Source organism: Actinotignum inguinis, from assembly GCF_051265835.1.
Taxonomy (GTDB): domain Bacteria; phylum Actinomycetota; class Actinomycetes; order Actinomycetales; family Actinomycetaceae; genus Actinotignum; species Actinotignum timonense.
In genome coordinates this window covers 122,581-144,338 of the sequence record NZ_JBOZDP010000004.1, presented here as the reverse complement: position 1 = coordinate 144,338, position 21,758 = coordinate 122,581, and the positions used below count along the sequence as shown (strand labels likewise).

General features: G+C 62.9%; 19 protein-coding genes. 11 read left to right on the top strand and 8 right to left on the bottom strand.

Annotated elements, in window-relative coordinates:
- The 4 genes from ACRQFC_RS04115 to ACRQFC_RS04100 form a co-directional block, all read right to left on the bottom strand.
- Nucleotides 1–943, bottom strand: a 943-nt coding sequence (locus ACRQFC_RS04115) for a hypothetical protein (protein WP_435734644.1), incomplete at its 3' end; no start/stop codon positions are given.
- On the bottom strand, nt 940–1,770 hold the full coding sequence (locus ACRQFC_RS04110; protein WP_087070458.1) for an exodeoxyribonuclease VII small subunit: 831 nt from the start codon (nt 1,768–1,770) through the stop codon (nt 940–942). The genes ACRQFC_RS04110 and ACRQFC_RS04115, both read right to left, overlap by 4 nt.
- Nucleotides 1,760–3,013, bottom strand: coding sequence for an exodeoxyribonuclease VII large subunit (xseA, locus tag ACRQFC_RS04105; RefSeq protein ID WP_087070459.1), 1,254 nt, complete (start codon nt 3,011–3,013; stop codon nt 1,760–1,762). The genes ACRQFC_RS04110 and xseA overlap by 11 nt, the downstream gene beginning before the upstream one ends.
- Before the next feature lie 33 nt (nt 3,014–3,046).
- Nucleotides 3,047–4,303: a DNA recombination protein RmuC gene (locus tag ACRQFC_RS04100; RefSeq protein WP_143231855.1), complete on the bottom strand. Its 1,257-nt coding sequence runs from the start codon at nt 4,301–4,303 to the stop codon at nt 3,047–3,049.
- A 195-nt stretch (nt 4,304–4,498) separates the two neighbouring features.
- Here ACRQFC_RS04100 and ACRQFC_RS04095 point away from each other — a divergent pair, with 195 nt between their 5' ends.
- From ACRQFC_RS04095 to ACRQFC_RS04070, 6 genes are all read left to right on the top strand, one after another.
- Entirely contained in the window at nt 4,499–5,308 is an 810-nt protein-coding gene (locus ACRQFC_RS04095) for an SDR family oxidoreductase (protein WP_087070460.1), read from the top strand.
- Nucleotides 5,309–5,423: 115 nt separating this feature from the next.
- Nucleotides 5,424–6,503, top strand: a complete 1,080-nt coding sequence (ychF, locus tag ACRQFC_RS04090) for a redox-regulated ATPase YchF (RefSeq protein WP_320753696.1) — start codon at nt 5,424–5,426, stop codon at nt 6,501–6,503.
- Nucleotides 6,504–6,522: 19 nt separating this feature from the next.
- Nucleotides 6,523–7,059: a GNAT family N-acetyltransferase gene (locus ACRQFC_RS04085; protein ID WP_284901756.1), complete on the top strand. Its 537-nt coding sequence runs from the start codon at nt 6,523–6,525 to the stop codon at nt 7,057–7,059.
- Between the two features lie 52 nt (nt 7,060–7,111).
- Nucleotides 7,112–7,816, top strand: a complete 705-nt coding sequence (locus ACRQFC_RS04080) for a GNAT family N-acetyltransferase (protein WP_284901755.1) — start codon at nt 7,112–7,114, stop codon at nt 7,814–7,816.
- A gap of 51 nt (nt 7,817–7,867) precedes the next feature.
- Nucleotides 7,868–8,419, top strand: a complete 552-nt coding sequence (locus tag ACRQFC_RS04075) for an NADPH-dependent FMN reductase (RefSeq protein ID WP_320753575.1) — start codon at nt 7,868–7,870, stop codon at nt 8,417–8,419.
- A gap of 35 nt (nt 8,420–8,454) precedes the next feature.
- Entirely contained in the window at nt 8,455–8,976 is a 522-nt protein-coding gene (locus tag ACRQFC_RS04070) for a methylated-DNA--[protein]-cysteine S-methyltransferase (protein ID WP_320756016.1), read from the top strand.
- Nucleotides 8,977–9,051: 75 nt separating this feature from the next.
- On the opposite strand, the gene ACRQFC_RS04065 is transcribed toward ACRQFC_RS04070, so the two are convergent.
- A complete protein-coding gene (locus ACRQFC_RS04065) occupies nt 9,052–9,663 on the bottom strand; it encodes an HAD-IA family hydrolase (RefSeq protein ID WP_284901261.1) in 612 nt (203 codons plus the stop codon).
- 294 nt (nt 9,664–9,957) lie between these two features.
- On the opposite strand from ACRQFC_RS04065, the gene ACRQFC_RS04060 reads away from it, so the two are divergent.
- Nucleotides 9,958–11,211, top strand: a complete 1,254-nt coding sequence (locus tag ACRQFC_RS04060) for an amidohydrolase (protein ID WP_435717754.1) — start codon at nt 9,958–9,960, stop codon at nt 11,209–11,211.
- A gap of 42 nt (nt 11,212–11,253) precedes the next feature.
- Here ACRQFC_RS04060 and ACRQFC_RS04055 read toward each other — a convergent pair whose 3' ends face one another.
- The 3 genes from ACRQFC_RS04055 to ACRQFC_RS04045 form a co-directional block, all read right to left on the bottom strand.
- A complete protein-coding gene (locus tag ACRQFC_RS04055) occupies nt 11,254–12,123 on the bottom strand; it encodes a DNA-methyltransferase (protein WP_284901265.1) in 870 nt (289 codons plus the stop codon).
- Nucleotides 12,124–12,248: 125 nt separating this feature from the next.
- Nucleotides 12,249–13,502 carry an alpha/beta fold hydrolase gene (locus tag ACRQFC_RS04050; RefSeq protein WP_284901258.1) on the bottom strand — a complete coding sequence of 418 codons (1,254 nt, stop codon included), beginning with the start codon at nt 13,500–13,502 and terminating at the stop codon, nt 12,249–12,251.
- 113 nt (nt 13,503–13,615) lie between these two features.
- Nucleotides 13,616–15,616 carry a potassium transporter Kup gene (locus tag ACRQFC_RS04045; protein ID WP_435734643.1) on the bottom strand — a complete coding sequence of 667 codons (2,001 nt, stop codon included), beginning with the start codon at nt 15,614–15,616 and terminating at the stop codon, nt 13,616–13,618.
- Nucleotides 15,617–15,739: 123 nt separating this feature from the next.
- Here ACRQFC_RS04045 and ACRQFC_RS04040 point away from each other — a divergent pair, with 123 nt between their 5' ends.
- From ACRQFC_RS04040 to ACRQFC_RS04025, 4 genes are all read left to right on the top strand, one after another.
- Nucleotides 15,740–15,982: a hypothetical protein gene (locus tag ACRQFC_RS04040; RefSeq protein WP_284889342.1), complete on the top strand. Its 243-nt coding sequence runs from the start codon at nt 15,740–15,742 to the stop codon at nt 15,980–15,982.
- Between the two features lie 17 nt (nt 15,983–15,999).
- Nucleotides 16,000–17,649 carry a M18 family aminopeptidase gene (locus ACRQFC_RS04035; RefSeq protein WP_435729756.1) on the top strand — a complete coding sequence of 550 codons (1,650 nt, stop codon included), beginning with the start codon at nt 16,000–16,002 and terminating at the stop codon, nt 17,647–17,649.
- Nucleotides 17,642–19,336: a class I adenylate-forming enzyme family protein gene (locus ACRQFC_RS04030; protein WP_320753578.1), complete on the top strand. Its 1,695-nt coding sequence runs from the start codon at nt 17,642–17,644 to the stop codon at nt 19,334–19,336. Before ACRQFC_RS04035 ends, ACRQFC_RS04030 begins: the two co-directional genes overlap by 8 nt.
- A gap of 492 nt (nt 19,337–19,828) precedes the next feature.
- Nucleotides 19,829–21,613 (top strand): ABC transporter substrate-binding protein, encoded by a 1,785-nt coding sequence (locus ACRQFC_RS04025; RefSeq protein WP_284889338.1) that lies wholly within the window; start codon nt 19,829–19,831, stop codon nt 21,611–21,613.
- The last annotated feature ends 145 nt before the right edge of the window (nt 21,614–21,758 follow it).

Sequence of the window (21,758 nt, the reverse complement as noted above, 5' to 3'; positions counted from 1 at the left end):
TGGTGGCCAGGCCGGGGCTTGCTTCCCGCCCGAGCAGACTCACCCGGTCCAGAGTGTCAATGGTGGTGGCTATAAAAGCGCTGCGGGCCCCGGCCACGTCCACGAAGGGGCGCGGGAGGGATGCCACGTGGAGGTGGTCACCCGAAGCGGTGATCATGAGCGCGGCACCGTCCTCAAGGAGAATGGCGACGAGCCGCGGCCCGAAACTAAACCAGTGTTCGGCCACCGCGGCGAATTCGTTTTCGGGGCCGCTAATACCGTAAAGCAGCCGGATGTCTTTTGAGGTTGCGACGACGACGTCACTTAGCTGCAAGAAACTTTCGGCTTGAATACGGACTCGGTCCAGGTTGCGGGCCCGGGGGTGGCGCAGTGCCGGCGAGTAAATGATCGTGGAGGTGGAGCGGCATACCCGCAGCCATTCGCGCACGGTGTGGGCCGCGGGCATGGCATGGCAGGCATCTCCACCGAAAATAGTGGCGGAGGGGCTGAAAAGATCAAAATCGAGTTTGCGGGCGCCGCGTTCCGGAGCCGGCAAAATATCCCAGCTTTCTTCAGGGTCTGCGTGTGCGTCCCCGTAATGAGCGTCGGTGAAAGCGGCCGGGGGCGGGGTGGGTAGCCCGGAGGTGAGAGCTGCGCTGACCGAGTTTGAGGCAGCGCCGACCGGGGATGAAGCCGCGCTGACTGGGGATGAAGCCGCGCTGAGCGGATTTGAGGCAGCGCTGACCGGGCTTGTGGCGGGGCGCAAGAGGAGCTCGACACCGTGGGCAGCGGCGTAATCGCGTACGACTTGCGGGTCGGAAGCCTCGGAAATATTGGTGACCATCCGAACTTCGCGAGCCAGGTGGGCCAGATTGACAGCCACCTTAAACATGGTGCCGGCGCGAAATGGGGTCTCCGCTTCACGCTGGTTGGCGATGGCATCGCCAATTACGAGAATCGTCATGCGAAATCCTCGGGGTGGCGAGTGAGCGGGGTAGTATCTAGGCCTGTTCCGTCTGCGAATTCTTCCGGATCGAAATCATCGTCATCTTCGCCGGCCGCGGGTTCCTCAGCGGAGGGCGGTGCGGTGGCGGGGCCACCAGCGGGTGTACCGGCAGGCCCACCCGCGGGAACGGAGGCGCCGCGCGGGGCAGCGGGGGCAGGAGTAGCTTCCGCCATGGCTTCCGGAGCTGGCTGAATAGCCGGTACATCCTCAGCGCGTACTTCGCGCACCGCTTCCCGCAGGGCTGCCACTCGGTCCTCCTTGGAGGCCTGCGGCGAGATCGCGGGAGCGGGCGCCTGATAGCCACCCGTGTGCGCTGCGGCCGGCGCGGGCTGGTTCGCTGGCGCGCCCTGATTAGCGGGAGCAGTCGCCGGGGCGGGAGCGGTAGTGGCGGCTGCCGGCTGCGGGGCTGCCATCGGAGCAGCCACGAGGCTTTCCCCGCGTTCGGCGGCATCGATCCGGGCCGCTGCGCCATCTAGCCAGCTTTGGCAGTGGCGGGCCAGGGATTCGCCAACTTCCCACAAGCGTAGGGATTCTTCGAGGGGAATGGAGCCCTGTTCTAAGCGGGAGACGATATCAACCAGCCGCGCTCGGGCATCTTCGTAGCTGAGGGTGGCAACGCGCGCCTCAATATCTTCGCGCGGGTGGGGCGCGGAGACGCCAGGTACCTGAGGTCCGGGTGAGCCGGGTACCTGGGACGCGGAGGCGCCCGCTGTGTGGGGCTGGGAGGAGCCCGGCGCTGGCGCCGGGGGTGTGAACCCCTCAGGAGTGGTTCCCTTAGCTGCCATGCGCGCTCCCTTTCACTTCGAGATGGAGGGTTCCCGCGGCCAAAATGGCACGCAGGTGCTCCCCGATTCGGACATCGTTTTCTTGTGAGACTACTCTGTCATCCCCGCTTAGGATAACCGAATACCCGCGCTGCAGTGTCGCCTGGGGGGAGAGGGCCCGCAGCTGGGAAAGAAGCGAGGAAATATCTTGGGAATTGGAAGCCATATCGCGCCGAATATGGGCCCGCAGCCAGGAGCGCAGCGAATGAATATCTTGTTCGCGTACCTCCACCATGGTGCGGGGGCGGGCCAGTACCGGCCGGGCGCGTAATGCTTCGAGTTCCTTAGTGGCACGGTCCACCCGGTGGCGCATGCCCTGGCGCAAGCGGCGCACCGCCGCCTGCACACCTTCACGTTCCGCTTCCCGATCCGGGACGATGCGTTTGGCGGCATCCGTGGGGGTGGAGGCCCGTAGATCAGCCACATAATCGCTGATGGGATTATCTCCTTCATGCCCGATAGCGGAGACCACCGGAGTGCGGGTGGCTGCAATAGCACGAACAAGGTGCTCATCGGAGAAAGGAAGGAGATCTTCCACGGAACCGCCCCCGCGGGCCAGCACAATAACATCCACCCCGGGATGGGCATCGAGTTCACGCAGGGCCGGAATCATCTGGGCCACGGCATCCCGGCCCTGGACCGCTACTTCGCGTACCTCGAAACGAACCCCGGGCCAGCGCAGCGAGGCATTAATAATGACATCCTCTTTGGCTTTAGTATTGCGCCCCACAATAAGCCCCACCGCGCGCGGTAAGAAGGGGAGCGGTTTTTTACGTTCGGGTGCGAACAGACCTTCGGCAGCAAGTTTGGCTTTCAGGGCTTCCAAACGGGCCAGAATATCGCCCACGCCCACCGGGCGGATTTCCTGTGCCCACAGGGAGAGCGAGCCATTACCGGTATAAAAATCCGGGACTGCCCACACCACCACCCGGCTTCCGGAGGTGACGGTTGCGGGAAGCAAATGGCTGAGTATTTTCACCGTCATGGAGACGTTTTCTTCCAGATCCCGCAAGGTGAGGAACTGGACTTTGGCTCCGGGGCGGCGCTGGAGGGTAATGACTTCACCTTCCACCCAGAGGCGTGACATTTTCGCCACGTATTCCCGGATTTTTACCGAGAGGAGGCGCAGCGGCCACGGGTGATCCGGTGTTGTCTGCGCAGCCCGTTGCGGCAGGTTGGCGGGTACCGGAGTTGTTGAAGCCATATCAGTTATCGTGCCATGTTTTGCCCCGCACTGCTACGGGACAATCCGAGTTTCATGATCTTCTTCGCCGTCCAGTGCTTCCCGCAAAGCAGCATCGTGGAAACGTTTAACCTGCCCTTCTTCCGCGGCAATGGCCGGCGGGGTAGCAAAATCAGCATCAAGGCTTTCTAGGCGCCGCGCGGTGACCAGCACGCGCGTATCGAAAGAGGAGAGCGCCGAGTTGTAGTTCTTCACCGCTGAGGTGAGGGAATTCCCGAGCTTTTCCAGGTGACCAGCCACCACCCGCAGCCGGTCCGTCATTTCCCGACCCAGTGCAATAATATGCCCGGCTTCTTCGCTGACTTTACTGGAGGCCCACAGCGTTGCCACGGTGCGCAGCAGCGCCAGCAACGAGGCGGGAGAAGCGGGAACCACCCCGAGATTCAGAGCATCCTCCAGGAGCGGCGGATCTTCCCGCAGCGCTTCCGCGAGGAGGGATTCACCCGGGAGGAACATAATGGTGATCCGGGGTGAACCCGGGAAAAGCGCGGGGTAATCCCGTTTGGCTAGCGCATTCACGTGAGCACGCACCGCCTTGGCGTGCTGTTTGCGAAGATCCTGGCGCCGCGCGATTTCCTCCGCCGTGGTGGCCGGGGCGGCCTGCGCCTGGAGCATCGCGGTGAGGGGAACCTTGGCATCGAGGGGGAGATGAGCGCCGCCGGGCAGGTGGATAACCATATCCGGGCGCGCTCCCGCCGCGCGCCCACCACCCGCGGGCGCGGAAACCTGCTCCGAAAAATCAACGTGGGGGAGCATTCCGGCGGCCTCCACCACCCGGCGCAATTCCACTTCACCCCACATGCCGCGCGCCGAGGTAGAACTGAGCGCCCCGCGCAGTGCCTGGGTGGCCCGCGCCAGATCTTCCTGGGTGCGCGCCGCCGCGCTCAGCTGGGTGCGGATTTCGGTGCGCTGCTCACCTTGGAGAACCTGCACATCCCGAACCCGCTGCTCCATCACCTCAAGCTGCTGGGTAATAGGAGCCAGGGAACGCAAAATATCGTTATCGGTTTTAGCCCGGGCGATGAGCCCGTTATTTTCCTCCTCTAACCGATCCGAACGAGCCTGGGCGGCCGCCAGCTGCGCCCGCACCACTCCGGCATCGCGCTGCGCCTCCTCCAGTTGCTGGCGCACCAGTGCCAGCTCACGGGCCGAAACTGCCCCGCCCGAGCGCACCCGCGCGCTCAAGAACCCCAGGGCGAAACACGCGCATCCCACCGCGATAAGAGCACCTAGAACAATCGAAATATCCATAGCGATATTCAAACATCCACCTACGACAGAAAAATGGGAGGGAAGCGGGCTGGCGGCGTCGTCGCCCCCTTGTTCCCCGCAAAAAACTCTGATAGCTTTCAAAAAGCGGGGTATAACGCAACTCACACAACAGTTGGGACGTACGGCCCCGCGGGCGGTGCCGCGAGGAAGCGGCGCCGGGGAGAAAGGAACACCATGTCTACTATCGTCGTGACCGGAATGGGCTCGGGTATTGGCGCTGCTTGCGGGCAGATTCTGGAAGAACGCGGGCATACGCCCGTCGGTGTTGATTTGCGCGGGGCAGAATTTGAAGCGGATCTGTCCACCCCGGAGGGGATTGCGGATGCCGTCGCTCGGGTGGTGGAAAAGTATCCGCAGATTGACGGGGTCATCGCGAATGCGGGCACCCAGAGCAATTCGCCTCTCGATCTCAAGGTGAATTACTTCGGCGCGCGCGATACCGTGCGCGCTTTCCTTCCCTACCTGGAAAAGGCGGAAAATGGGCGCGCGGTCATTACCGCCTCGTGTGCAAGTTTGCAGCCCAGCGATCCTAAGCTCGTGCAGCTGCTCCTCGATGATCAACGCGAAGAAGCCCTCGCTTACGGCAAGGAGCTAGCTGATCAGGGCCCGATGCAGGGCTACGCCAATTACGCCTCCTCCAAGCGCGCTATTGCCACGTGGGTGCGCCGCGCGGCCGTGAGCGAAGAATTCGCCGGGCGCGGCGTGGGGCTCAACGCGGTGGGCCCGGGCGTGGTCGCCACCCCGATGACGAAGGAACTTCTCTCCACCGAAGAGGGGCGCAAGCAGGCTTTCGGTGCGCTGCCCGCCCCGTATCACGGCGCTTCGGAAGCTCGCGATATTGCCGATGCGCTCGTTTTCTTCGTGACCGGACTCTCACGGACCATCACCGGGCAGATTCTCTATATCGACGGCGGCGCGGATGCGATTTTGCGCGGCGAAGATATTTGGCACGCCCCGAAGTCCATGGACGCGCCCGCGCGGTAGCATCAACGGCCCGGTAACGCGGTAGCGCAACGCCGCAGCCCGGTAGCGCCGCGCCCGGATTGCGAGTCCGGGGAATAGCAGCCCGCCCTCCTTTCTCTTAGCTAGAATGGAGGGCGTGGCTTTAACAATTGGTATTGCAGGACTTCCCAACGTCGGAAAATCGACCCTTTTTAATGCGCTCACGCGCGCAACGGTGCTCGCGGCGAACTACCCCTTCGCGACGATTGAGCCGAATGTGGGCGTGGTGCCGCTCCCGGATGCGCGGCTGACCAAGCTCGCCGAAATTTTCGGGTCTCAGAAGATTCTGCCGGCGACGGTCGATTTTGTGGACATCGCCGGGATTGTGCGCGGGGCCTCCAAGGGGGAGGGCCTGGGCAACCAATTCCTCGCCAATATTCGCGAAGCGGATGCGATTTGCCTGGTCACCCGTGCTTTTGCGGATCCGGACGTGGTCCACGTGGAAGGCCGCGTGGACCCGAAGGATGATATCGAAACGGTCACCACCGAACTCATCCTCGCCGATATGCAAACCCTGGAAAAGGCCATTCCGCGCCTGACCAAGGAAGTGACGGGGAAGAAAACCCCGAAGGAAACGCTCGATGCCGCGCAGCGGGCCTACGCGCTCCTCGAGGCGGGGGAAGTGCTCTCCAACCACGCCGCCGAATTCGATGCCGACATCCTGCGCTCCTTCCAACTCATGACCTCGAAGCCCTTCATCTACGTTTTTAATACCGACGACGACGGCCTCGCTGACGCGGCCATGCAACAGGAACTACGTGACTTTGTGGCGCCTGCCCAAGCCATTTTCCTCGACGCCAAATTCGAGGCGGAACTGGTGGAACTCAGCGAAGAGGAAGCCCGGGAAATGTTGGAGGCCACCGGTCAGGAAGAATCCGGCCTGGATCAGCTGGCCCGGGTGGGTTTCGATACCCTCGGCCTGCAAACCTACCTCACGGCCGGCCCCAAAGAAGCCCGCGCCTGGACCATCCACAAGGGTGATACCGCCCCGCAGGCCGCAGGGGTGATCCACACCGATTTTCAGCGCGGCTTCATTAAAGCGGAGGTGGTTTCCTTCGATGACCTGGTGGAATACGGCTCGGTAGCCGCCGCTCGTGAACACGGAAAACTGCGCCAAGAAGGCAAGGACTACGTGATGCAAGACGGCGACGTGGTCGAGTTCCGCTTTAATGTGTAGGTAGCGCGAGGGAATGGCCATGAACGTTGATATTGTGCTACGCCCGGTGCGTGAGGGCGACGCCGCAGCTATTGCGGCGGCCTTCGCTTCCCACCCGGATATGATCCGGCAGGGCAATATTACGGATCTGGCCGGTGCCCGCCGCTATATCGCGCGTATTTTGGAGGCCCCGGACTCGCGGCTGGCCTGGGTGATTGCCCGGGACGATAGCGATGAACTCATCGGCATGGTCCGCATCGATGCGGATTGGGATGAGAAAAACGGGTGGTTCTCCTACTGGTTGCACCACGACTACTGGGGGCGTGGGATGATGTCGCGGGCCGCGGCAGCGGTGGCGGATTGGGCCCTGCGTGAGCGCGGATTGGAGCGCCTGGAACTCGGGCACCGGGTGAATAACCCCGCCTCCGGCGGGGTGGCCCGCGCGGCTGGATTCCTTAAGGAAGGCACCGAACGCGGGAAATTCCTGATCAACGGGCAGCGGATTGACGTTGATCTGTACGGGAGGCTGGCAAGCGATCCGCTCCCGCACTACCGCCCCGTCCCGTTTCGCAGATAACCAGCTCAGAACCTCTTCCCTCAAAAGTGTTTTTCGTTACACTTAAGGAGTTATGAATACCACGACACCTGAAGAATTTTCGGTGACAACTGCGCGGTTGCGGCTTCGGTTGCACCGGCCCGATGATGCGCCGTGGCTGCATAGCATTTATAGCCGCGAAGATGTCACCAGATACCTCATGACCGATGCCTGGAATCCTGAACGGGCGGTCAACGAAGCTGCCCAGCGCGCCCAGGCGCGGGATTTGCGCGGCCCGCAGGCCGCGCTCGCCGTCGTTATAGAACTTGATGCGCAACCCATCGGGGACGTGCGCCTGTGGATGACCGATCCGCAGCACGGCGTCGCGGAAATTGCCACCGTGCTCCACCCCGATTTTCGCGGGCACGGCTACGCTTCGGAGGCCATGCGAGCCATGATTCGCTACGCCTGCCTGGAGTGCGGGGTGCATCGCGTTGCCGCGCAAATGGATGCGCGGGACCGGGTCTGCGAGCTCATGCTCCAGCACGCGGGAATGTATAAGGAAGCGCATATGCGCCAGGATTTCTGGCTCAAAGGGGAGTGGACGGACACCATCGTCTACGCGGTGCTTGCCAGTGATCTGGACGAGAGTGCCGGCGGGGTGGCTGGAAACGGCAGCGCCGCGGAGGGTAGTACTGATCTTTGTGCTGAAGCCGATGCTGATGTTGGAGCCGATGCTGAGGCGGGCGATGTTCGCACCGAGCTAAACGAGAGCGCTACATATCCGGTTGAAAGGTAAATGAGTGATTGGTAATCTGGGTGTCGCTCACCTCAACGAAAGGACACTTGTATGAAGATCGCCATTATTTCCGGATCAATTCGCGAGGGCCAGGCTACCGAGGGTGTGGCCGGTTACGTCGCCCAGCTCGCAGCCCAGCGGGCAGGGGAGGTCACGTACGAGCTCGTCAATATCAAGGATTTTGATATTCCGCTGCTCACCAGCCCGGTGGTTCCGGCCGCGGCGAACGGCCAGTACGATGACCCTGCCATCCAGCGCTGGTCCGATAAAATCAGCGAATTCGACGCCTTTATTTTCGTGACCCCGGAATACAACCACGGGGTGCCCGGGGTCTTCAAGAACGCGGTGGACGCGCTGGGCGTTGAATGGATGAATAAGCCGGTTGCTTTCGTGGGGCACGGCTCCATCGGAGGCGTGCGCGCTATCGAACAATGGCGCCAGATCACGGCTAATTTCAATATGCCCGCCATCCGCTCCGAAGTGAATTTCATGATGTTTGAGGATTGGACGGACGGCGCATTCACCCCGCTGGAACGCCGCGCGGGTGAAGTGGAAGCCGTGCTGAGCGGCCTCGAAAAGCTCACCGCTCAGCTCGCGAAGTAAGAGGACCGGTAAGAGGGCCTATCAGAGGACCGACGATGACACGTGCCTGCGCCGCAGCGGTATGGCGGACGTGCGATTCCCCACTGGGGCAGTTCGCCGTTGCGGCGCAGGCGCATGCTCTCATCGCGGTAGTACTTCCCGGGCTGCCGCGCCCGCAGGCAGTAACCGAACTGGAAGATGGTGAAGATCGGCGCCGAGCAGAGGTGCTTGCCGCGCGGGCCTGCGCCCAGCTCACCGAATATTTCGCGGGGGAACGCACCCGCTTCACGCTCCCCACCGATCTAGTTCTTAGCCGCGGGCCTTTTGCGGCCCGGGTGCAGCGCGCTCTGGCGCAGATCCCCTACGGGCAGACCCGCTCCTATGGCGAGCTAGCTGCGATGGTCGGCAACCCGCGGGCCGTGCGGGCGGTGGGATCGGCGTGCGCGCGTAACCCGATCCCTATCGTGCTGCCGTGCCACCGGGTGCTTGCCGCGCGCGGTGGGCTGGGCGGATACGCGGGCGGGCTGGATATGAAAAAGGCGCTGTTGCGCTTGGAAAGCTCCCGCGTGGGCGCGTAACCGCTCCGCTAGCTCATCGGTCGAGATGCTAGCGCATTGGTCGAAACGCTAGCTCATGGTCGAGACGCTAGCTCATTAGCCGAGAAGCGGAAGAACCTCCGCAAGATCAGTGATGCGATAATCAGCGTCCGCTTCCAGCTCAATACCGGGAGTTTCCAGGAGGGCACCGGCCACGCCAACTTTATGCGCCGTCGTGATATCGATAGGCCGATCCCCAATAGCGAGGGTGCGGGCCGGATCCAAGCGATGCTTGTTGAGCATATGGGTGAACATCGCCGGATCGGGTTTACGCGGGAAGCCGTCCTCGGGGCAGACCATATCGGCAACCCGGAGATTCAAACCGTCCAGGAGAGTGCGGGCACTCGCGCGATCCCGGTGCGTGACCACCACATTAATCCCCGGAACCGCGGCCAGCACCTCATGCACATGCGCCATCGCGGGCGGTGGCGTGATTTTCCACGAGTCTTTTAGCTCCTGCTCGCGCTCCCGAAACTCCGCTTCCGGAATCCCGAAACGGCGCGATAACTCGGTGATGGCCAGATTGGTGGAGCGGCGGGTGAGGCGCGCAACCTCCAGGAGGGAAACCTCCTGGCCGGAATCAAGAACCACCGCCTGCAAGGTGGCATCCACATGCGGGTAGGTATCCACCATGGTCCCGCCCATATCCCAAATAATGTTGTGGAACATAATCCTCCTCGCCTGGGCGCTGCCGCCGCGGGTATCGGCGTGCCTGGCCCGCGCACTTACCGGAGCGCTTCGCCCGCGCACTCCCTCCAGCCTAGCTAGTCACCGCCCCGGCCTGCTACGGACGTTCGGCGCGGCGCCCGGTTAGCCCGCCCAAAAACCGCCGGGGTTCCGCGCACATACCTGGGCGCCCGAGCGTCCGCACTGATCCCGGCGGTAAAATAAACCAGGTGAGCGGCCCTGTGCGCCCCGCGCCCGGGCCGCCCGCAAAGCTAGCATCGGATGAGAGGGACCGCCGTGCAGTATCTTCCCGAGGAATTTCACCTCACCGCCTCGGACCGGGCCACTATGACCGCGGATTTCCAGTATTTCCACGCCAATCCTGAGCTGTCTTTCCAGGAAGTGGAGACGTCGCGCGCGCTCCGCGCACGCCTGGAAGCCATCGACCTTTCCGGTGAGATCACCCGCCAGATCATCCCCGTGACCGATACCGGTTTTGCGTGCGTGCTGCGCAACGGCCCCGGCCCGGTGGTGGGCTACCGCGCGGATATGGACGGCCTGCCCGTTGCCGAGCGCACCGGCCTCGCCTACGCTTCGCGGGCCACCGGAATCGACGCCTCCGGGAAAAATGTGCCGGTCATGCACGCTTGCGGGCACGATTCCCATATGACGATTGCGCTCGCCCTCGCCCGGGTTTTCGCGGCGCACCCGCAACTGTGGCGCGGCACCATTGTTTTTGTTTTCCAGCCCTCGGAAGAAAACGGCCTGGGAGCACGCGCCATGGTGGAGGCCGGATTGTGGGAGAAAGCTCCGCGCCCGCAGATCATGTACGGCGGACACGTGGTGCCGCGCCCGGCCGGCTGGGTCAATCTCTATCCGGGTGGGGTGCTGCCCGGCTCGGACGGTTTCGAAATTATTGTGCACGGGGTGGGCGGGCACGGCTCGCAGCCCCACCGCGCCGTCGACCCTATTGTTATCGGTTCGGCCATCGTCACCCGCCTGCAAACAATCCGTTCCCGCATGACGGATCCGGACCGCAACGCGGTGGTGAGCGTGGGCGTATTCCAGGCCGGCAGCCAGGACAATATCATTCCGGACACCGCGCGCCTGTGCATTAATACCCGTTTCCGGGACGAGGAAACCCGCGCGATTATCAATACCGGTATCGAGCGGATCGTGCGGGCCGAGGCGCTCGCAGCCGGCGCCCCCGAACCGCTGATCCGCCAGATCCGCCAGGTGGATGCCACCGTGAACGACGACGCAGCTGTTGCAGCCTTGCGTGACGTGATCGGCGCGGAATTCGGGGAGGAAAATCTGGCCAGCGAAACTTTCGGTTTCAGTGAGGATTTCGCGGTGCTCGGCCAGGCCGCTGGCGCGCAATCGGTGTTCTGGCTCTTCGGTGGCTTTTCACCCGAGCAGCTCAACCCAGCCAGCGGGGAGCCGGCCTCGAATCATTCCCCGGATTTCTATGCCGATCCGGAGCTTTCCCTGGAGCCGGCCTATCGGGTGGGGGCCTGCGCCCTCTATTCCCAGGTGCGGGCGGATAACTAAGCCGGGGCGCAGGCGAGTTGCCGGGCGCGTGCCGCTGGCGCGCTACTCCCAGCTCACCGCCGCGCCAGCCCATTCCCCGAAACGCACCTGATCGGGGAAGCGGGTGCGCATGACCGCGATGGCTTCCGGATTGGCGTCAATGAGCAGGAAGTGACGGTTTAATTCGCGTGCCGCGGCACCGGTGGTACCCGAGCCGGCAAAGAAATCAAGGACCCGATCCCCGGGGCGCGAGGACGCGGTGATAATCCGGCGCAGGATCCCGAGCGGTTTTTGGGTGGGGTAGCCGGTTTTTTCTTTTCCGGTGGGGGAGACGATGGTATGCCACCACACGTCCGTGGGAAGTTTGCCGCGCGCTGCCTTTTCCTTAGTAACCAGGCCGGGCGCCATATACGGTTCGCGGTCTACATCTTCCGAGTTGAAGTAGTAGCTGGCCGGGTTCTTCACGTACACCAAAATGGTGTCATGTTTGGCGGGCCAGCGTTTTTTCGTGCGGGCGCCGTAATCGTAGGCCCAAATTATTTCGTTGAGGAAACACTCCCGCCCGAAAAGTGCATCAAGGAGCACCTTTGCGTAATGCGCCTCCCGGTAGTCCAGATGCAGGTAGAGGGTCCCGGAATCGGTGAGGAGCCGCCAGGCTTCTTCGAGGCGCGGCTCCAGGAAACCCCAGTATTCGGCGAAGCTATCGTCGTAGCCGAGTACCCGCTCCACGATTGTTTCGTAGCGTTGGCCTTTGAAACCGATCCGATCCCCGGTGGTGGAACGTCGGGTGACCACCGTGGAACGGCGCTGGGGCCGGCCGGTGTTAAAAGGAGGATCGAGGTAAATAAGCTGGAATGATTCGGCCGGTAGGGCCCGGAGTACCGGTAGGTTATCCCCGAACACCACAGCGTCCGTACCCGCATCATTCCACATATATGTCCTCACTTTCTTACCGCCGGCCCTCCCGCGCGGGCTAGCCACTATTCCTGGAGTGCACGCCCCGCAACCAGTTGTCCGGAAATTCCGAACAACTGGGGGGAGCCGCGCCCGGCGCCCGGTTAGCGCAGTCGCGTGCCATCCGCCAATTCGAAGAGCGTGCGCAGCACCGCCCCGTTACTGGAGCGCAAACCGCTGTGCTCGTGGGTGGAGGTCACGTACCGGTGAATCCCGGGAAGTAGCGCCCCCGTTTCGAGGGAGAACTCCAGGGGCACATAGGCGTCATTCACGTACACCGCGGCCGCCCCGCGTGCCCCCGATTCCCGCAAAGCTTCCGGGAAGTAGAGCTGCGGCCACTCCCAGGTGGCCAGTTTTTCAACTACATCTTTCCACGGTTGGAAAGCCGGGACGGTATCCGCCCATTCCGCCCACACGTGTTCGCCGTAAAGGAGCGAGGTATCGGTGCGGAAAGCTTCCGGTTGGGTGCGTTCCGCACTCCAATTGGTGACCACACCATCCGCGTAGGAAGATTCGTGCAGCACGTAGTAGAGCGGGTTACGCCCATCAAAAGGCATGGCCGCGGCCAGGTCATAACGGAAAGCTGTGGAGGCCGGATTCTTTTCCAGCAGGTAATACAGTTCCCGCCATCCGTTATCCGAACCGAGGAGGTGCCCAAGGGAACGCAGCCGCGAGGGCGAGACTATTTCCCCGGTGGGTAATTCGATAGAACCGCTACCCGCCAGCTCCACCAGCTCCCGTACTCGGTCGCGGTGCTCGGGGAAACGCCGGTAGTACTCTTCACTGTGCTCGCGCATCTTCTCCCACGTGAGGGAATAGACATCATCAGCGCTGCGGCGCACCGCGGTAAGCCCGCCGGTGAGGAAGGCCTGGTCGATATGTTCGGGCGCTACCGAAAGGTAATGCACGGTGGTGAAACCACCGAAGGACTGCCCGAGGAGATTGATTTTCTCCACCCCGAGTTCTTGGCGCAGCGCCTCGCAATCGCGCACGATGCCATCGGCACGCATATGGCTGAGGTATTCGGCCACCTCCGCGGTACTTCCGGTGCTGAGAATATCCTCCCCGACGGGTGTGGAGCGGCCCGTGCCGCGTTCATCCACGAACACAACCCGGTAGCGTTCCAGGGCCACGTTCAGCCAGGAGGGCTCCAGCGGGGAGAGGCTGGGCCGCCAGGCTTCATAGCCCGGCCCGCCCTGCAGATAGAAGAGATAGGGGAGGGATTCCCCGCCCGGGCGGGTGGCGATACGAGCGAACACCTCAATGGTGCGGGTATCTTCCCGATCCGCGGTGAGCGGGACGGTAAGGGTGAGTTCATCGAGGCGAAGCTGCTCGAGGTAGTGCGTTGTTGTCGTCATACTAGGAACGCTACCAGGCGCTTCGACATTCTCAGCGGGCGGGAGGCCCACGAGCGTCGCTTCGCGCCGTGAGCCTCCCGCCGAACCCGTGACCTTCCCTCCCGGGCCGTCATCTACACAATGACCTCGCGGGAAATCTCCACGGTGCGATCCGCCGGGAGGCTCTTCACCCAGGCCGGCGAAGCAGAATGCCGCGCGATGCGAGCGAAAAGCCAGGCTTGCCAGCGGGGCAGCTGCGGAATATCAACAGCACTGCCCGAGTCCGCACCGCCGCTAGCTGCGTCGTCGTTCTTCCCGCGCGAGCGGACCCCCAGGTGGCTGAGCACCCATTGGGCTTCGCTCAGCTTCCAGGAACCCCACCCGTATTCGCGCTGCGCCCATTCCAAGTCGGCCGGAATATTGCGGATATCCATGAAGCCGTAGCGCATCGTGAGGTGAACAACGCCCTCCACGCGCGGGCTCACCTGCGTGCAGGTAATGCGCTCGGTGCGCTCAATATGGGCCTGCGGGGCCGTTTTGATGGAGAGAATAATAACGTGGTCGCGCATACTGCGATGCAGCTCGGTGGTGGCCCGCAACGCCGCCGGGACCGTGGTAGCCAGGGAATGCGGATAAATAACCGTACCCGGAACTCGCCGCAGCGGGTTTTTCTGCAAGTGCGCCGCGAACTCCGCGAGGGTGCCTTCGGTGCGCGCCCGGGTGGCCGCCACTACCGCCTCCCCGCGCCGCCACGTGAGCATAACCACCATGAGAATGAGGGCGATAAGCAGAGGCAGCCAGCCACCCGTCACCAATTTCGCGGCATTAGCGGCGAAAAGAGGCACTTCTACCACTCCCAACACCACCGCCAGCGCGGCGCTCTGCCACCAGCGCCAGTGCCAGCCGATCACCGTGAGAGCCAGCAGCATCGCGGTGGTGAGAAGGAAATCGGTGGAGACCGCCAGCCCGTACGCGGAGGACAGCCGCGCCGAATCACGGAAAATCACCACCACGGCCGCCACCGCCGCTACCAGCAGCCCGGTAATATCCGGCAGGTAAATCTGCCCCGCCCCGCTCGCGGAGGTATAGCGAATCCGCAGGTGGGGGAGGTAGCCGAGCCGGGAAGCCTGGCGGGCAATGGAGTAGGTCCCCGCGATCACCGATTGCGAGGCGATGACCGTGGCGCCGGTTGCCAGCAGCATGAGCACCAGGGCCCACTGGGAAGAAACCAGGTGGAAGAACGGATCGGCAATAGCCTCCGGGTGTTCGAGCAGCAGCGCGCCCTGCCCCAGGTAGTTACACACCAGCGCGGGCAGCACCACCGCGAACCACACCGCGGAAATGGGGCGCCGCCCGAAATGCGCGATATCGGCGTAGAGCGCCTCGGCGCCGGTCACCGCGAGCACCACCGCGCCCATGGCGAGGAAACCGATAGTCGGGTGCCTGCCCACAAATATCAGCGCCTGGTGCGGGGAAAGTGCCGCGATAATTTCCGGATGCGCGGCAATATGCGGGAGCGCGATCAGCGCTAGCCCCGTGAACCACAGCAGCATGAAGGGGCCGAAAATAGCGCCCACTCGCCCGGTGCCGTAGCGCTGCATCCAGCCTAGGGTGAGAAGAATCACCAGTGCGATGGGCACGATGAGGGTGGAGGGGAAGCTTGGCAGGGCCACCCGGATACCTTCGATAGCGGAGAGCACTGAAATGGCCGGGGTGATGACGGCGTCGCCGAAAAAGAGCGCCGCCCCGAACATGCCCGCCACCGTGAAAAGTGCCGCGGCGCGCGGCCTCCCACCGCTGAGGGTACGCAGCAGGGTGGCGAGGGCAATGATGCCGCCTTCGCCGTCATTATCCGCGCGCAACACAAGAATGACGTATTTGAAGGACACGATAAGAAGGAGCATCCACACCACCAGGGAAATCACTCCGTAAATCGAGGCGTCCGTAAGCGGAACGGCCCCGCCGTGCACGGTGAAAACCGCGCGCACAACATAGAGCGGGCTGGTCCCGATATCGCCGAAAACCACTCCGAGAGCGGCCAAACCAAGCCCGGCGCGGGCCAGGGCCCCGCCACGGTGGGCACTGTGTTCCCCACCGTCACGCCGCAGCGACGCAGCGCGAAAAATATTTGTCATGAGCGGGAATCCTAGCCACCCTCGCTGACGAAAAAGCATCGAAAAGGTCCGGTGTGATGTTCTAGTCACCCGGTGTACCATCGTCCCAGGAAGCTAATCGTTGCGGTGAGGAGTTCAATAACAATGATGGCAATGCACGGTGGCGCCCAGCTCGCCAATAGCGGGGCGCAGGTCCTCGCCTGGGTGGTTATTAGCGTTTTGGTACTGGCCCTCGGGATTCTGCTGCTGTTCCTGGCGCGCCGCCACGCCGCGCGCGGCACCATGGAGGTCACGCCCGCGGAAGTTGCGGCCGGTGCCGTTTCGGAAAATGATGGGATGGGGAACGACGGCGCAGCTGAGGCCGCCGGCGAACCTGGCAATCACTAGACTGGGAGGCCATGAGCATGTCTGAGTTTGCTGAGTCCACGCCCGATGCCGCGCAGGCGGATACCACGCTGGTGGGTACCGCGCCAGCGGATCCGGCGCAGGTGCAGGGGAGTACCGCCGCCGATCGCCACGCCCGCGGATACGCGCAATTCATCGCGGCGTCCCCGTCCTCGTACCACGCGGCGGCGCAGCTAGCTCAGATTCTGGAAGCCCACGGTTTCACCGAGCAGCGGGAAACGGAAGCCTGGGAGGCGCGCGGAGCACGCTATGTGCGGCGCGGCGGGGCGCTCATCGCCTGGGTGAGCCCGCGGGGCGCGGGGAACGGTGAATTGGCGCCGTTCCGCATCCTCGGTGCCCATACGGATTCGCCCACCCTCAAACTCAAGCCGGCCGGAACATCCCGCCACGGGGGCTACACCCAGGTGGATATGGAGGTGTACGGCGGGCCGCTGCTCAATTCATGGCTCAACCGTGACCTCGGCCTGGCCGGGCGCATCACGGATATGGCCGGCCGGGAATACCTGGTGCGCACCCCGGCCTGCATGGTGATTCCGCAGCTCGCCCCGCATCTTATTTCCGGCAACCGGGATACCCTGAGCTTGGATCGCCAGCAGCATCTCCACCCGATATTCACCGGGGCGCGCGGGGATACTTACTGCGCCGCGGGCGCGGATTGCGCCGATAACGCTGCGCACGCGGATTGCACTGATAATGCTGCGCACGCGGAAGCCGAGGCGGACTCCAGCCTCGGCACCGATAGCGATCTTTTTGAAACCCTGGCGCGCTATGCCCAGCCTCGGAAGGACGGCCGGGAAGCGCCCGGCGCCGAATGGATCGGCTGGCATGATATTTACGCTTATGATGTTGAGCCGCCGCGGCGCAATGGGATGTACCTATCGGCCGGGCGCCAGGATAATTTGTCCTCCGTATACGCCGGGCTGCGGGCGCTCCTCGACGGAGTGACGGCCGGCGCAGGGCACGTTGCAGGCGCTGCGGGGCAGACGGCAGAAAATGGCGCCGAGCTCCCGTACTTCCCGGTGTTCGCCGCCTTCGATCACGAAGAAGTCGGCTCGGAAACCACTAGCGGAGCCAGCGGGCCCTTCCTGGAAACCGTGCTGGCCCGCATCGCGGAAAGCTTCGGGGTGCGCGGGGATAGCTGGTACCAGCTACTGGCCCATTCGGCCTGCATGTCCGCCGATGCCGGTCACGCCCTCAACCCTAATTACGCCGAGTTTTACGATCCGGATTCCGCCCCGCGCGCCGGTGCCGGCCCGCTCATTAAAATGAACGCCCAGCAGCGCTACGCCTCGGATGCGGAATCAGTGACCCTCGCCCTGCGCGCGGCCAGCGATGCCGGCGCCGCCTACCAATTCTTCATCTCCCGCAACTCCATCCCCTGCGGAACCACCATCGGCCCGCTCACCGCCACCCGCCTGGGTATCAGCACGGTGGATGTGGGCGTTCCCCTCCTGTCCATGCACTCCGCGCGCGAACTCTCCCACGTGGAAGACCTCTACCAGCTGCGCCGCCTCATCCGCGGTTTCCTCTTCGGTCAGGGCGCGGCCACTCTTCCGGACGCGGATCTCGCGGACATAGAGAATCCCGCCGATCTCACGGATACCGGCGGGGGAGCGGGCCCGAGCGCAGAAAGTGAGCGCAATGAGTAGCGTCCCCGTCACGAACGTTGCCTATCTGCTTGATCGCACCGCTTTCGCCAACCCGGATCGCACCTGCCTCTACTACGACGCCACCACCCTGACGGTCGGCGAAGCGCGGGATACCACCTCCCGTCTCGCCCAGCTGTTCGTCCAGGCCGGCGTCTCCCACGGGGACCGCGTCATGATCGTGGCCCATAACTCTCCCTACCACTACCTGGTTGCGGTGGCGTGCGCCCGCATCGGTGCGGTTTTCGTTCCGGTGGACGCCCGCCTCCACCCGGTAGAAATTCAACGCCTCGTTGATTTTGCGGCCCCGCGCGTCCTCATCGCGTGCGCGGAAATAGGCACCGCCGGCGCCTTCACCTCCACCGGCACTCTTATTCATTTTGTTATCGACGACGACGTCCTCGCGCCACCCTTCACTCCCGCCCTCACCAACGGCTATATTGCTTTGAGTGCGGCAACCGGGAGTTTCACAGCTGATTTCGTAGCCGATGGCCCTGCCGGAAATCCCGCCTTTAATACCGAGGGCTACCCGAGCGGCGTGGCCGTGATGATGTTCCGGCCCGCGCCCCCGGAAGCACCCCGCGCCCTCGAACTCACTCACGATAATTTGTGGTGGGCGGATCGCATTTTCCACGATGCGTTGGGCTACGGGCGTGATGACATTTTCTTACACAGCGCGCGATGTTCCTCTATTGCCGGTTTCAACGGCGGCACGCTCTTCCACTTCGCGCGCGGAGGCCGCATTGTTATTGCGCGCACTCCCTCCCCGGCCGGCCTGCTGCACCTCATTGAAGAACACCGGGTCACCACCATGTTCGGCACCCCCACCACCTATTCTTTTATGCTCGACGACGACACCTTCCTCACCCGGGACCTTTCCAGTCTCCGGTACGCCTTCGTGGGTGGGGCGGCGGTTCCGCCGGCTCTCATGGGGCGCCTGGATGCGGCCGGTCTCCATCCTCTTAATATGTGGGGGTCTGTCGAAACGGGCGGCGTCGGCCCCTATCTTCCTACCGCGCGGGTGGCGCACAAAGCTGAAACGGTGGGGCGCGCCATGCCCCACGTGGAGATTCGCCTGGTAGAGCCGGGCACCGATACCCCGGTGGCGCCCGGGGAGATCGGAGAAATGCAGTTGCGCGGGCCGAGCATTTCGGCCGGATACTGGCACGGGGATAATTACCAGCGCTCATCCTTCGCGGGGGAATGGTTCTGCTCTCAGGATCACGCTCGGGTGGATGCGGACGGGTATATCAGCCTGGTTGCCCGGGTTACCGATACCATCAAAACCGGGGGAGATACTGTTCACCCCGAAGAAATTGAGCGGGTGCTCCACCAGTACCCGGGGGTGCGAGCTGCCCTCGTCACGGGCGTACCCGATCCGGTGTGGGGCCAGGTGGTGGGCGCCGCCATCGTCATGGATTCCCACGAGTCCAGCCCAGAAAACTTCGCCACCCCGGATCCGGCCACCGGCGGTTTCGCGGTGGTGCCCCAAAGCCTGCCCGTGCCTAGCCTTGATCAGCTTCGGGCTTTTGCCGCCCAGGCGCTCGCTTCTTTCAAGCTTCCGCGCCTGCTCGTGGTTCTCGATGAGCTTCCGGTGGATGATGACGGGAAAGTATCTCGGGCGCGGTTGCGGGACCTCTTCGGGCACGGCACCGCAGCGCCGGCTCCCGCGGCGCCGGCAGTCCTCTAAAACGGCTCTGCGCACACCTTCAGCTGCGGCCGCGGTGCCTGTGGACGCTTCGGCCTCGCCCTACAACGGCCCCGCATCTCGTTTCTGGAATGATTTTGAGAAAAACTATCTCAGCATATGAGATATGTGCGGCGTGAGACGTGACTCCTTCCTGAAAGTGTCCAGACTCTCGCAACTTCGAAAAATGGCTCTATGCTGCGGGTTTCTCCAATTTCTGCGGGCGTGAACATTCGCACATGAAAAAAGCCTGAGCCTAAACGTAAAGAAATCGTCAAGACTCGTGTAGGCTTTTTCCATGGTTAGAGCGGTGGCGCTGGCTATCCGCACAGGATGTCAATGCGTGTTCCATCCTGTGGAGATCGTCAACGCACCGGATTCTTGAGAATCCGGCACCGCTTTTGCATATTCCACGCGCCCACAGCGCGAACATGATCACTCCGTACCGGGGGACTGCCCCCGCGGTACGGAAACAGTCAATGAGGAGGTTCCTTCGTGAAGAAGACCGCTTATCCCTTGGTGGCCGGAGCAGCCGCGCTTGCTCTGGTCATGACTGGTTGTTCCTCCAACGGCAAGGGTGGCCCCACCCAGGTCGAAGGAAATGTCAACCGGACCGCTTCGGTCACCGTCGGTGCCGATGAATTCCTGGGCTACAACGGCTTGACGCCCACTACCTACAGCTCGGCCAACTCCCTTGTTGTTGACCGCATGATGCCCGGCTTCGGCTACTACTCCGCCAATGGCGAGTGGAAGCACGGCACCGCTCTCGGTGACTACGAACTGGTTTCCGAGAATCCCCTCACCGTGAAGTACACCTACAACGATGAGGCCAAGTACCAGGGTGGCGAACTTATTACCTGTGAAGATGCCTACCTGGACTGGGTTTCCCAGAACCCGAAGTGGATCATGGATGGCCAGGCTGCGGCCGGCTCCGATGAGCCGCTGTTCAACCACGTGTCCAGCCCGGATACCTACGCGGACGGCGTTCCGGAAGGCCCCCAGTGCAATGCTGGCGACCGTTCCTTCACCATCACCTACGCCGAACCGAACCCGGATTGGCAGCTCGTTGTTTCCGGTCAGCTTCCCTCGCACGTGGTAGCCAAGAAGATCGGCATGTCCAAGAAGGAGCTTTTCGAAGCTCTGAAGAACAAGGACTTCGAGACCGCTAAGAAGGCCGCTGAATTCTGGAACAACTGGAATTCGCCCACCCCGGGCCAGCTTCCCTCCGCGGAAGATGCCCCGTCCTTCGGCCCCTACACCCTCAAGGAAGGTGGCTGGGAAGCCGGTCAGTACATCACCATGGTTCCCAACCCGGATTGGTGGGGTGAGAAGCCCGGCCTCGATGAGCTCGTGATCCGCTTCATCCCGCCGGAAGGCCAGGTTCAGGCCCTCGCCAACCAGAACGTGAACGTCATTGAGCCGCAGGCCACCAAGGACACCCTTGATGCCCTCAACGGCACCCAGGGCGTGACCGTCCTCGAAGGTAACACCATGATTTGGGAGCACTTCGACTTCAACTTCAAGCCGGGCTCCATCTTCGCCAATGACAAGGGCGGCCTCGCGCTGCGCCAGGCCATGGCCTACTGCATCCCGCGCCAGCAGATCGTTGATTCGCTCATCAAGCCGCTCAACGCTAACGCTGAAGTCCTCAACTCCCGCGAATACTTCCCGGATAACCCCGAGTACAAGGAAGTTGTGGCCGCCTCCTACAACGGCGAATATGACAAGGTCGACATCGAAAAGGCCAAGGCCAAGGTTGCTGAATCCGGTATCGCCAACCCGGTGGTCCGCATTGGTTACAACCAGCCCAACCAGCGCCGTTCCGATGAGGTTGCCCTCGTGACCTCCTCCTGCGCCCAGGCCGGCATCACCGTCCAGGACGTCGGGGCCCAGGGCTTCATGGCTCCGGGTGGCGGCTATGAGAGCGGCGACTTCGATATGGTGCTCTTCGCCTGGTCCGGCTCCGGCCAGATCGTTTCCGGCGCGAATATCTACAAGTCCAACGGTGGCCAGAACCAGACCGGTTACAACAACGCCACTGTTGATACCGAATGGGACAAGGTTTCCTCCAGCCTGGATCCGAAGGTCCAGAAGGAAGCCAAGAAGGTGATTGAGAAGGAACTGTGGAATGACCTCTTCGGTATCCCGCTCTTCACCCACCCGGGCATCGCGGCGTACACCACCGGTATGGAGAACGTTGAGCGCAACGTCACCCAGTCCGGTATCGCCTGGAACGCCGAAAAGTGGAGCTGGGGCTCCGCACCCGCCAAGGCTGAGTAATTAGCCTTATGCACAGGAAGTAATAGTTATTTTCTAGCTGCACCGGAGGGGCCGCGCTTGCGGCCCCTCCGGGCGTGCAGTTTTATCACCCTTCCTGTGTCACATCCCACGTCCCATTTCGTCTGGAAATGCTTATGTACTATAG